General features: G+C 71.5%; 14 protein-coding genes. 9 read left to right on the top strand and 5 right to left on the bottom strand.

The window, feature by feature from the left end:
- Nucleotides 1-226: 226 nt before the first annotated feature.
- The gene (locus ACK4UM_RS20055) at nt 227-1,471 is read right to left on the bottom strand and encodes an FAD-binding domain-containing protein (protein WP_409802613.1); all 1,245 of its coding nucleotides are present in this window, start codon (nt 1,469-1,471) and stop codon (nt 227-229) included.
- A gap of 205 nt (nt 1,472-1,676) precedes the next feature.
- Between ACK4UM_RS20055 and flgB the strand changes: the two genes are divergently transcribed.
- The 6 genes from flgB (at nt 1,677) to flgI (ending at nt 5,362) form a co-directional block, all read left to right on the top strand.
- Nucleotides 1,677-2,051, top strand: coding sequence for a flagellar basal body rod protein FlgB (gene flgB, locus ACK4UM_RS20050; RefSeq protein ID WP_409802612.1), 375 nt, complete (start codon nt 1,677-1,679; stop codon nt 2,049-2,051).
- A 9-nt stretch (nt 2,052-2,060) separates the two neighbouring features.
- The gene (flgC, locus tag ACK4UM_RS20045; RefSeq protein ID WP_409802615.1) at nt 2,061-2,480 is read left to right on the top strand and encodes a flagellar basal body rod protein FlgC; all 420 of its coding nucleotides are present in this window, start codon (nt 2,061-2,063) and stop codon (nt 2,478-2,480) included.
- On the top strand, nt 2,477-2,800 hold the full coding sequence (locus ACK4UM_RS20040; protein ID WP_409802611.1) for a flagellar hook-basal body complex protein FliE: 324 nt from the start codon (nt 2,477-2,479) through the stop codon (nt 2,798-2,800). The genes flgC and ACK4UM_RS20040 overlap by 4 nt, the downstream gene beginning before the upstream one ends.
- A 12-nt stretch (nt 2,801-2,812) precedes the next feature.
- Nucleotides 2,813-3,601 carry a flagellar basal-body rod protein FlgG gene (gene flgG, locus ACK4UM_RS20035; RefSeq protein WP_409802610.1) on the top strand — a complete coding sequence of 263 codons (789 nt, stop codon included), beginning with the start codon at nt 2,813-2,815 and terminating at the stop codon, nt 3,599-3,601.
- A 184-nt stretch (nt 3,602-3,785) separates the two neighbouring features.
- On the top strand, nt 3,786-4,244 hold the full coding sequence (gene flgA / locus ACK4UM_RS20030; RefSeq protein ID WP_409802609.1) for a flagellar basal body P-ring formation chaperone FlgA: 459 nt from the start codon (nt 3,786-3,788) through the stop codon (nt 4,242-4,244).
- Nucleotides 4,241-5,362, top strand: a complete 1,122-nt coding sequence (gene flgI, locus ACK4UM_RS20025) for a flagellar basal body P-ring protein FlgI (protein ID WP_409802608.1) — start codon at nt 4,241-4,243, stop codon at nt 5,360-5,362. The genes flgA (ACK4UM_RS20030) and flgI overlap by 4 nt, the downstream gene beginning before the upstream one ends.
- Before the next feature lie 124 nt (nt 5,363-5,486).
- Here flgI and flgH read toward each other — a convergent pair whose 3' ends face one another.
- From flgH to flgF, 4 genes are read right to left on the bottom strand one after another with little or no spacing between them, the layout of a single operon-like run.
- Entirely contained in the window at nt 5,487-6,242 is a 756-nt protein-coding gene (gene flgH / locus ACK4UM_RS20020) for a flagellar basal body L-ring protein FlgH (RefSeq protein WP_409802607.1), read from the bottom strand.
- 7 nt (nt 6,243-6,249) lie between these two features.
- Entirely contained in the window at nt 6,250-7,341 is a 1,092-nt protein-coding gene (gene flgA, locus ACK4UM_RS20015; protein ID WP_409802606.1) for a flagellar basal body P-ring formation chaperone FlgA, read from the bottom strand.
- A gap of 4 nt (nt 7,342-7,345) precedes the next feature.
- Nucleotides 7,346-8,134: a flagellar basal-body rod protein FlgG gene (gene flgG / locus ACK4UM_RS20010; protein WP_409802605.1), complete on the bottom strand. Its 789-nt coding sequence runs from the start codon at nt 8,132-8,134 to the stop codon at nt 7,346-7,348.
- Between the two features lie 14 nt (nt 8,135-8,148).
- A complete protein-coding gene (gene flgF / locus ACK4UM_RS20005) occupies nt 8,149-8,889 on the bottom strand; it encodes a flagellar basal-body rod protein FlgF (RefSeq protein ID WP_409802604.1) in 741 nt (246 codons plus the stop codon).
- A 279-nt stretch (nt 8,890-9,168) separates the two neighbouring features.
- On the opposite strand from flgF, the gene fliL reads away from it, so the two are divergent.
- The 3 genes from fliL to ACK4UM_RS19990 all read left to right on the top strand — a co-directional run.
- A complete protein-coding gene (gene fliL, locus ACK4UM_RS20000) occupies nt 9,169-9,696 on the top strand; it encodes a flagellar basal body-associated protein FliL (RefSeq protein WP_409802603.1) in 528 nt (175 codons plus the stop codon).
- 61 nt (nt 9,697-9,757) lie between these two features.
- Nucleotides 9,758-10,927: a flagellar motor switch protein FliM gene (gene fliM / locus ACK4UM_RS19995; RefSeq protein ID WP_409802614.1), complete on the top strand. Its 1,170-nt coding sequence runs from the start codon at nt 9,758-9,760 to the stop codon at nt 10,925-10,927.
- Between the two features lie 18 nt (nt 10,928-10,945).
- Nucleotides 10,946-11,351 (top strand): DUF6468 domain-containing protein (locus ACK4UM_RS19990; protein ID WP_409802602.1); only part of this gene is annotated, 406 nt, incomplete at its 3' end.

Genomic DNA, 11,351 nt, shown 5'->3' with positions numbered 1-11,351 from the left:
GGGTCGAAGGGGCGTTGTGCCTCTCCATACGTAAGGGGCTCTACGACGACGCCCCTTCGCCGCTTGCGCGGCGAATAACCCCATCCGACCCGTCGGCTTCGCCGCCGGGCCACCTTCCCCTGAGGGGAAGGAGAGCGGCGGCGCGTTCATGCGTCGATCCCATGCGCAGAGCACGATGTGGATCTCGTAACCCTACGGGGAGGAGTCTTGCGCGCCGAATCTTGCCCTACGGGGAGGGATCGGGGCCCAGGGGCGCGCCGAGCTCTTCGGCGAGGAGGGTGGGGATCTCCTTGCGGAAGGCGAAGAAGCCGCGGGTGGCGTGGGGCCAGAAGCGGCGGTCGAAGGGGCGCGCGATGCGGGCGAGCGGCAGGCCCTCGTCGGCGAGCTGGACGCGCAGGACGGCGAGCGCGCCGGCGACGGGCCCGGTCGCGGCCTCCGCCGTCACGAGCGCCCGCGCGCCGACCTGCCGCGCGGCGGCCGCGATCGCGGAGGCCTCGAGCGGCACGATCATCGCCGGAACGTCGAAATGGTCCTGCGCGCGGATGCGGGCGTCCTCGAGCGCGCGCGCCACGAAGTGCCGCACGTTCGGGCTCGCCCCGTCGGGCGTGCGGCTGTCGACTCCGCTCGTCAGCAGGATCGCGCGCACCCGCGCGCCGTCGAGCGCCCAGCTCTCGGGCGACAGATCCTCCTCGGTGACGAGAAGGGCGATCTCGGTCGCGGGCACCGGATCGGGGGACGGCACGAGGCGCGGCGGCGGCGGCGGCTCCTCGACGATCGGATCGGCCCGCCGGGCGAGGTTGTCCGGCGAGAACCGGCCGCCGGTATAGCGGGCGATGTTGTCGCGCCGCGCGAGATAGGTCTTGCCCGGCGTGTGCAGCCCCGCCGTCCAGCGCCAGGAGAGCGTGTTCGAGGCCGGGTCGCCGTCGAGCAGGTGGCGCATGAAGAATTCCGCCCCGAGCCGCCAGGGCAGGCGCAGGGTGAAGATCCAGATCGAGGAGAACCACATCCGCGCATGGTTGTGGAGATAGCCCGTCTCGACGAGCTCGCGCGCCCAATCGTCGAAGCCCTCGATCCCGGTGCGGCCCTCGATCGCCTCCTCGTAACGGCGGCGCAGGCCGATCTCGCGGGCGAGCTCGGCCCGATCGGCGAGGAGCCCGAGCCGGTAATGCTCGAACACGCCCGGCCGGTGCTGCAGCCAGCCCTTCCAATAGGTGCGCCAGAGCACCTCCTCGACGAATTTCGAGGCCTCCTCCAGCGGATGGCGCGCGAGGATCGCCGCGAGCACCGCGCGCTCGGTGATCATCCGGTGGCGGATATAGGGCGACAGGAGCGAGACGCCGGCGCGGTCGCCGGGCCCTCGGTCCTCGTTGCGGCGGGTCGCGTAATGGCGGCCGGCTCGCGGCAGGAAGCGCTCGAGCCGCGCGAGCGCCTCGGCGCGCGTGGGCGGGAAATGCGTCGCGGGACGGTGCAAGCGTGACCCTCCGGAGCGGAAGCGCCTGAGATACTAGTCCGCCGCCGCTCCTTGGCCAGAACTCCCGCTGCGTCACGTCGGCGCGCCGAGGCGTCCCGCAGCGGTGCAAGCTTGGGGCAAGCCAGCCTGCCTAGCGTGTCCTCGATCGGGACAGGCGCGTGCCGCCCGCGACCGATCCGCCACGAAGATCCCGGAGTGACGAGCCTTGGACGCGATCCATCTCTTCAGCCTCGCCTCGCGCAAGTCGCAATGGCTGTCCGTGCGCCAGGCGACCATCGCCGAGAACGTGGCGAACGCCCACACGCCGGGCTTTCGCGCCCGCGACATCGAGGGCTTCGACGACGCGCTCGACCGCACCCGTCTGCGCCTGGCGGCCACGGCCCCCGGCCACATCATGCCGGCCTCCGACGCGCGGGTGGACAAGGTCCGCCGTCAGGAGGGCTGGGGGGTCGTGCATTCGGGCAACACGGTGAGCGTCGAGGAGGAGCTGATCAAGGCCGGCTCCGTCTCGCGCGAGCACGCGCTGACCACCGGTGTCGTCAAGTCCTTCCACCGCATGATCCTGCAGAGCCTGAGGTAAACGCGCATGATCGATCCGCTGACCAGCGCCTCGCGCATCGCCGGCTCGGGCCTCGAGGCCCAGTCGACCCGCATGCGCATCATCGCCGAGAACCTGGCGAACGCGAACTCGACCGGGGAGACCGCCGGCGCCGACCCGTTCCGCCGCAAGACCGTGACCTTCGAGAGCGTGCTCGACCGGGCGTCGGGCATCAACCGGGTCGAGGTGAAGAGCTTCGGCGTCGACCGCGCGCCCTTCCGCTTCGAGCACGACCCCTCCCATCCCGCCGCCGACGAGAACGGCTACGTCAAGCTGCCCAACGTCAACATGCTCGTCGAGATGGCGGACATGCGCGAGGCGAACCGCGGCTACGAGGCCAATCTCTCGGTGATCAAGCAGACCCGCTCGATGGTCTCGATGACCCTCGATCTCCTCAGGAGCTCCTCATGATCGACGCGACCTCCTCCCTGAACGCGGTCGGGATCGGCGGCACCGGCGCCGCCCGCGCGATCGAGCGCATCGCCCCGACGGCCGGCGCCGGCGCCGTGTCGGGTCTCGATTTCGGCGCCGTTCTCACCGACGTCGCCTCGAAGGGCGTCAGCGCCATCGCCAATGCGGAGGCGGCCTCGATCAAGGGCATCCGCGGCGAGGCCTCGATCCAGCAGGTGGTCGAGGCGGTGCTCGAGGCCGAGCGCACGCTGCAGACCGCCATCGCCGTGCGCGACAAGGTCGTGCAGGCCTACCAAGAAATCAGCCGTATGGCGATTTGAGGAGTACGCATCATGAAGGCCCTCGCCATCGCCGCCACCGGCATGAACGCGCAGCAGCTCAACGTCGAAGTCATCGCCAACAACATCGCCAACATCAACACCACCGCCTTCAAGCGCGCCCGCGCGGAGTTCACGGACCTGCTCTACCAGACCGAGCGGCTCCAGGGCGTGCCGATGCGCGGCGGCGAGGCGGCGATCCCGGAGGGCGCCAATCTCGGGCTCGGCGTCCGCGCCGCGGCGATCCGCAACCTGCACATGCAGGGCGCGCTCGCCCAGACCGGCAACCGGCTCGATCTCGCGCTCGACGGCCGCGGCTGGTTCCAGATCCAGGGTCCGGAGGGAGAGACGCTCTTCACCCGCGCCGGCTCCTTCAACACCAATGCCGACGGACAGCTCGTCACCATCGAGGGCTATCTCGTCGAGCCGGCGATCGTGGTGCCGCAGAACACGCTCGAGGTCGTGGTCAACCAGTCCGGCCAGGTCTTCGCCCGCGTGCCGGGCCAGCAGGAGATGGAAGAGCTCGGCCAGCTGACGCTCGCCAATTTCGCCAACGAGACCGGCCTCGAGCCGATGGGCGGCAATCTCTACCGCGAGACCGTCGCCTCCGGCCAGCCCGTCGTGGGCGTGCCCGCCGATCCCGGCTACGGGCGCATCCACCAGGGCTATCTCGAGAGCTCGAACGTGGACCCGGTGAAGGAGATCACCAACCTGATCTCCGCCCAGCGCGCCTACGAGATGAATTCCAAGGTGATCCAGGCCGCCGACGAGATGGCGGCGACGGTCGCCAAGGGCATCCGGTAACGCGCCCCTCCCTCCCCGGCGGGGTGGGTGGACCCTGGAGCGGAGCGACAGGGGCCGGGTGGGGCCCGGGTGGAGATCGTGCCGCGAGCGCCGGGCCCCACCCGACCTGCGTCGCCTTCGGCTCGCAGGCCACCCTCCCCTCCGGGGAGGGATTTCGTCCGACTTGTTCATCAGGAGCGCCGTCATGCCGCGTCCTTTCCGCCTGCCCGCGGCCCTCTTCGCCGCTCTCGCCCTCGCCGCGCCGGCCAAGGCTTCCCAGCTCACGGCGCCGGTTCCGTCGATCACGGTCTATCCCGGCGAGACCATCAAGGAGACCGTCCTCGTGGAGCGCACCTTCCCCGCGGGCGCGCGGGACCTGCCGGTGATCGTCGATCGCGGCGCGCTCGTCGGCAAGGTCGCGCGGCGCACGCTGCTTCCCGGCCAGCTCGTGCCCACGAGCGCGGTGCAGGATCCCAAGGTCGTCATCCGCGGCGAGGCGGTCCCCCTCGTCTTCGAGGCGGACGGCGTCGTCATCACCACCGTCGCGACCCCGCTCGAATCGGGCGGCGCCGGCGATCGGGTGCGGGCGCGCAACGTCGATTCGGGCCTCGTCGTCGTCGGCACCGTCTCCGTCGACGGCGCGCTGCGGGTGGGTGCGCGATGAGAGCGCTCGTCCTCCTCCTCGCCGCCGCGCTCGCCCTCGTCCCCGCGGCCCCCGCCGCCGCCGACGGCACCCCCGGCTCGACGCGCATCAAGGACATCACCACCCTCAAGGGCATGCGCGAGAACCAGCTCGTCGGCTACGGGCTCGTCGTCGGCCTCGCCAATACCGGCGACACGCTGCGCAACTCTCCCTTCACCGAGCAATCGCTGCGCTCGATGCTCGATCGGATGGGCGTCAACGTGCATGCGGACCGGCTGCGCGCGCGCAACATCGCCGCGGTCGCCGTCACCGCCGAGCTGCCGCCCTTCATCGGGCGCGGCCAGCGCATCGACGTGACGGTCTCCGCGCTCGGCGACGCGCGCTCGCTGCTCGGCGGCACGCTCCTGATCACGCCTCTGATGGGCGCCGACGGGCAGATCTACGCGGTCGCGCAGGGGCCCGTCGCGGTCTCCGGCTTCGCCGCGCAGGGCGAGGCCGCCTCGATCACCCAGGGCGTGCCGACGACGGGGCGCGTGCCGAACGGCGCCACGATCGAGCGCGAATTGCCCGATCATTTCGGGAACATGCGCTCCCTGATCCTCGAATTGCGCAATCCCGACTTCCGCACCTCGGTGCGCATCGCGGATGCCGTCAACGCCTATACCCAGCGCCGCTTCGGAGCGCGCGGGGCCTTCGAGCGCGATTACCGCTCGGTGCTCCTCGTCAATCCGCCCGCGGTGTCGCCGGTGCGCTTCCTCGCGGAGATCGGCGATCTCCTGGTGGCGCCCGATGCGCCGGCGCGCGTCGTCATCGACGAGCGCACCGGCACGGTGGTGATCGGCGCCGACGTGCGGATCTCGACGGTCGCCGTGACGCACGGCAACCTGACGGTCCGCATCACCGAGCAGCCGATCGCGTCCCAGCCCGAGCCGTTCTCGCGCGGCGAGACGGTGGTCCTGCCCGACACGCGCATCTCGGTCGATCAGCCCGAGGGCCGGCTCGCGATCCTGGAGGGGTCGAGCCTGCAGACGCTCGTCTCCGGCCTCAACCAGATCGGCCTGCGCCCCGCCGGCATCATCGCCATCCTCCAGGCGATCAAGAGCGCGGGCGCGCTCCAGGCGGATCTCGTGGTGCAGTGAGCCTGCCTTCCTCGAAATCGGGGGGAGCCGGTCTCGGGGGGAGCTCCGAGACCGGCTCTTTTCGGAGGGCGGGCGCGAAAGGGGGAGCGTCGCCCGGCCTCCGGGGGAGGGGTGGGGGGCAGCGTCAGAACGGCAGGAGGATGTCGAGGACCTGCTGGCCGTAGCGGGGCTGCTGGACGTCGGTGATCTGGCCGCGGCCGCCATAGGCGATGCGCGCCTCGGCGATCTTGGTCGAGTCGATCTGGTTGTTCGCCTCGATGTCCTCCGGGCGCACGACGCCCGCGACGATCAATTCGCGCACCTCGAAATTGACCCGCACCTCCTGCTTGCCCTCGATCACGAGATTGCCGTTGGGCAGGACCTGGGTGACCACGGCGGCGACGTTGGTCGTCAATTGCTCGCTGCGCCGCGTGGAGCCGGCCCCGGCCGAGGACGTGTTGGAATTCAGGTCGACCATCGCGTCGGCACGGACGTCCTCGCCGAAGATGCGGTCGAGATTGGATTCGAGGCCGAACAACCCGCCTGCGCCGAGCCCTTCCTCGTTCTGGCGCGAGCGCGTCGTGCGGTTCTCGAATTGGGCGCGGTCGGTGATGCGCACGCGCACCGTGACGAGATCGCCGACCTGGGCGGCGCGCTGATCTCGGAAGAAGGCGCGCGAGCCCTGCCGCCAGAGCGAGTTCGGCGCGAAGGCCGCGACCTGCGGCTCGGGCATCGGCATGCGCACCGGGCGGTAGCCGGGCTGGGCGGTCGGGTCCTGGATCGCCGAGAGGGCGGGCGCGCGGCCGACATTGGCGAGCCGGTCGGCGGTGCCGCAGCCGGCGAGGCCGAGGGCGAGGAGGCCGAGCGCGGCGAGCCGGGGGAGAAGAGAAGGCGTGGTCATCGGCGCCTCACCGGGTGACGGGGGTGGTCGGAGCCTCGGCGAAGGGGCCGGGCACGGAATGGCCGACGCGCACGAGGCCGGGGCCGATCACCTCGGCCTGGAGCACGCGATCCGATTGCGGGTTGAGAACCTCGATCAGGTCCCCGCGCGAGCCCGCCTGCCGGGCGCGACCGCGCAGCGACAGAGCCAGCGCGCCGCGCTGATAGACGATCGTCACCGCCTGGTTGCGATCGACGAGCACGGCGCGGGCGAGGTCGCCCTGGCGAAGCGCGACGCCCGCGGAGAGCGCGCGGCGCGCGACCCGGTCCTCGAGCACGAGCGCGTCGAGGCGGGCGTCAGCCGGGACGAGTTCGGCCGCGCGGCGCTCGACCACGTAATCGGAGGGGGAGACGATCTCGCCGCGCTCGAGCGGCCGCACCAGCACCGCGACGGGGATCGTGCGCCGCACGGTTCCCGCGACCTGGATCTGCGCCGGCCGCACCCCGGATTCCTGCCCGCCGACGAAGGCGAGCGCCGCGAAGCGCCGGCTCGACGGGTCGTAGGCGAGATCCGAGATGCCGACCGTGTCGACGGAATCGGGGGCGACGAGGAGCGCGGGGGGCGTGCCGTCGAAGCTCACCTCGAGGCTGTCGCGGTCGAGCCCGGTGCGCGCGGCGAGGCCCTCGGCGAGCGCCTGCGCGATCGCGTCGTGGCCGATCCGGCGGGCGGCGCGGGTCACCGTCACGTGGCTGCGGCCGAGCGTCTCGACCGTCCCGATGCCGAGCGCCGCGGCGACGTCGCGGATGCGCTCGGCCTGGATGGTGCCGATCGCGCCGAGCGCGGGCGCGTGGAAGACCGGGGTCGCGGCGACGTCGTCGGGCAGGCCGGCGAGGAGATCGCCGATCGCGATCGTGTCGCTCGTCGCCACGATGTCGCCGCGCAGGAGGGCGGAGGCGAGCTCGGTGCTCCCCGCCTCGCCGCGCCCCGCCGCCACGACGAGGGCGAGAGCGAGCGCGACGATCGCGAATGCCCGTACCACGATGCCGGCCCGGACGTGGCCGCGGGGGCGCGCGTGCAGCGCGCCGGCGCAGGAGAGATGCGTCGGAAGTTGCGTCGCCATGACCTCAGCCCCTGAACATCTGGTTTGCGGATTGCAGCATCTGGTCGGCCGCCGAGATCACGCGCGAATTCATCTCGTAGGCGCGCTGGGCGGCGATCAGCTCGGAGATCTCGGTCACCGCGTTGACGTTGGCCTCCTCGAGGAAGCCCTGCTGGAGCGAACCGAAGCCGTCGGCGGTGGGGTCGCCCTCGATCGGCGCGCCCGAGGCGGCGGTCTCGCGGAAGAGGTTGTCGCCGACCGATTCGAGGCCCGCCTTGTTGACGAAGCGCACGAGCCCGATCTGGCCGATCTGCTGGGGCTGATTGCCGGCGACGCTCGCCTCGACGAGGCCGGAGGCGGAGATCGAGACGCTCGTCGCGTCCTGCGGCACCTCGATGCCCGGCGCGAGCAGGAAGCCGTCCTTCGTCACGATCCGCCCCTGCGCGTCGAGGTCGAAGCCGCCGTCGCGGGTGAAGGCGGTGCTGCCGTCGGGCATCTCGATGCGGAAGAAGCCCTCGCCGCGGATCGCGATGTCGAAGTCGCGCTCGGTCGGGGTGAGGTTGCCCTGCGTCATGGTGCGCGCGGTGGACACCGCCTTGACGCCCGAGCCGATCTCGACGGCGGCGGGAGCGCGGGTGTCGGCGGCGGAGGTCGCGGAGCCGGCCCGACGCAGCGTCTGGTAGAGCAGGTCCTGGAAATGGGCCTGCTGGCGCTTGTAGCCGGTGGTCCGCATGTTGGCGATGTTGTTGGAGATGACCTGGACGTTCAGCTCCTGGGCCATCATGCCGGTCGCGGCGGAATAGAGGGCGCGCATGGTGATCCTCCCGATCAGGTCGCTTCGGCGAGCTTCTGGATGGCGTCGCGGCGCAGGTCCTGCATGCCGCCGAGGATGCCGGCGATGCGGGAATAGGCGCGGCTGACCTCCATCAGGCGGGTCATCTCGCGCACCGCCTGCACGTTCGAGCGCTCGAGCGCACCCTGGGCGACGCGCACGGTGGCGTCCGCCGGCGCGGGCGCGGCCGCGCTCGAGAACAGGTTGGCGCCGACGTTCGAGAGCGCGTTCGGATCCTCGAAGCGCACGAGCCGCAGGCGGCCGCGCGGACCGTCGGGGGTCTCGACGAGACCGTCGGGGGCGATGCTGACGTCGGTGTCTTCCGGCCGCAGCACGATCGGTCCGTCGACGCCCATCACGGGAAAGCCGTCGCTCGTCACGAGCCGGCCCTGCGCGTCGAGCTGCAGGGCGCCGTTGCGCGTGTAGCGCTCGCCGCCCTCGGTCTCGACCGCGAGGAAGCCGTCGCCGCGCAGGGCGACGTGGAGCGGGTTGCCCGTCTCCTGGACGGCGCCGTCGGCGAGGTCGAGGCCGGTGCCGGCATCGATCACGAAGGAGACCTGCCGGTCCGGCCGCGGGAAGGCGTCGCCGCGGGCGTCCGCGTCGAGATATTCGGCGAAGCGCGAGGCGCGCGCCTTGAAGCCGTTCGTGTTGACGTTCGCCATGTTGTTGGCGATGACGTCGAGCTCCCGTGCCAGCGCGGCTTGCCGCGACAGGCCCACGATGAGCGCGTTCTCCATGAGCGCCGCTCCCCTTCTCGATCCCGAGTTCCCCGCCGATGGCTCGTCACGCTCCCCAGCGCACGATCGGCGACATCCGATCTGCGAGGGCCGTGCCAACCCGCGCGACGACGCCGGAACGCTTCGCCTTCAAGGCTTTGCGGAAAGGGATCGGAAACCCTGCCGGCAGCCCGTCGGCGCCGCTCGGCAAGCCCTGCCCGGCAAGATCTGCCGCCTTAACGCGGCGTTAACCACGAGCGGCGATTCTGCCCGCCAAGGCACCCGCAGGCAGATGGGGCTATGGCGAAGAAACCGCGGAACGACGACGAGGGGTCCGAGACGGAAGGCGGCGAGGCGACGGCCTCCGGCTCGCGGCGCAAGCTCGTCGTGATCGGCGGCGCGGTGGCGGCGCTGCTCGTGCTGGGCGGCGGCGGCGCGGCCTTCTTCCTGATGGGGCCGAGCGAGGAGGAGGTCGCGGCCGAGGCGGCGGCCGCGGCGGCGGAGGCGGCCGCGCGCCCGGCGAGCTTCGTCGAGGTGCGCGAGATGGTCGTCAACCTCGCCCCCGAGCCCAACGAGGAGCGCCCGCGCTTCCTGCGCTTCTCGGTGCGGCTCGAAGTGTCCGATCCGCGCGCGGTCGACACGATCCAGCCCCTGATGCCGCGCGTCGAGGACGCCTTCCAGACCTTCGTGCGCGAATTGCGCCCGAGCGACCTCTACGGTTCGGCCGGCGTCTACCGGCTGCGCGAGGAATTGCTGCGGCGGGTGAACATCGCCGTCCACCCCGCGCGGGTGGACGCGGTGCTCTTCCGCGAAGTCGTCGTGCAGTGAGGAGGCGACTTTGGCGGACGAACCCGTAGAGGGCCTCGACGACGAATGGGCCGCGGCCCTGATGGAGCAGAAGGCCGGCGAGGAGGCGGACGCCAATCTCGCCGACGAATGGGGCCAGGCGCTCGCCGAGCAGGGCTCGGCCGGTGCCGCCTCCGACATGGCCGCCGAATGGGCGACCATGATCGACGAGGCCGAGGACGATTCCTCGCCCGAATTCGCAGGCGCCGACCGCATCCTCAACCAGGAGGAGATCGACGCGCTGCTCGGCTTCTCGCTGCACGAGATGTCGGCCTCGGGCGCGGGCGGCATCCGCGCGATCGTCGATTCGGGGGTCGTCTCCTACGAGCGTCTCCCGATGCTCGAAATCGTGTTCGACAGGATGGTGCGCCTCCTGTCGACGAGCCTGCGCAACTTCTTCTCGGACAACGTCGAGGTCCAGCTCGACAACATCACCTCGGTGCGCTTCGGCGACTATCTCAACTCGATCCCGCTGCCCGTGCAGCTCGCCGTGTTCCACGCCGAGGGCTGGGAGGGCTCGGGGCTCGTCACGATCGAATCGAACCTCGCCTACGCGACGCTCGACCTCCTGCTCGGCGGCAAGCGCGGCACCCAGGGCACGCGGCTCGACGGGCGGCCCTTCACCACGATCGAGATGCAGCTCGTCAAGCGCATGGTGCAGATCGTCCTGACCGACGCCGAGACCTCCTTCGCGCCGCTCTCGCCGGTGCGCTTCACGGTCGATCGGATCGAGACGAACCCGCGCTTCGCCACGATCACGCGCCCGGCCAACGCCGCGATCCTGATCGAGCTCAAGCTCGACATGGAAGGCCGCGGCGGCACGCTGCAGATCCTGTTGCCCTTCGCCACCATCGAGCCGATCCGCGACCTCCTCCTCCAGAGCTTTATGGGCGAGAAGCTCGGCCGCGACGCCGTCTGGGAGGGCCACCTCGCCACCGAGATCTGGCAGGCGGATCTCGAGATCCAGGCGGTGCTCCACGAGATGCGGCTGCCTCTGCGCCGGGTGATGCGGCTCGAGGTCGGCGACACGCTCGTCTTCGACGCCAAGCCCACCGACCTCGTCGGCCTGCGCTGCGGGGATTGGCGGCTGACGCAAGGGCGCGTCGGGCGCGTCGACGACAAGATCGCCATCCAGATCGCGCGGCCACTGCGGCACGCGCGCACGACGCTCTCCGCCTTCGAGGCGAGCGTCAAGGGCGCCAAGGAAAGCTGAGGGGAGAGCCGAGAGCCGATGTCCGCCACCCTGATGCTCCTCGCCGACGTCCTCGTCGCCGGCCTGCTCGTCGCCTGCATGGTGACCTGCGCGCGGCTCGGCCGCCGTATCGCCCGCCTGCAGGCCGACGAGGCCTCCATGCGCCGCACCATCGGCGAGCTCGTCTCGGCGACCGAGAACGCCGAGCGCGCCATCGCCGGCCTGCGCAACACGCTGGGCGAATGCGACCGCACGCTCGGCGAGCGGCTGCGCGTCGCCGAGCGCTACGCCGCCGACCTCGCGAGCCAGGTCGAGGCCGGCGAGAGCGTGATGGGCCGCATCATGCAGGCGGTCGACGCCTCGCGCCGCGCGGTCGCCGCCGAGCGCGAGCCGGCTCCGCGGCCTGCGCCGCGGCCCGCGCCCGTGCCGCGTCCCGAGCCCGTCG

It is taken from the genome of Salinarimonas sp. (assembly GCF_046292825.1).
GTDB lineage: Bacteria > Pseudomonadota > Alphaproteobacteria > Rhizobiales > Beijerinckiaceae > Salinarimonas.
This window is presented reverse-complemented; position numbering and strand designations above follow the sequence as displayed.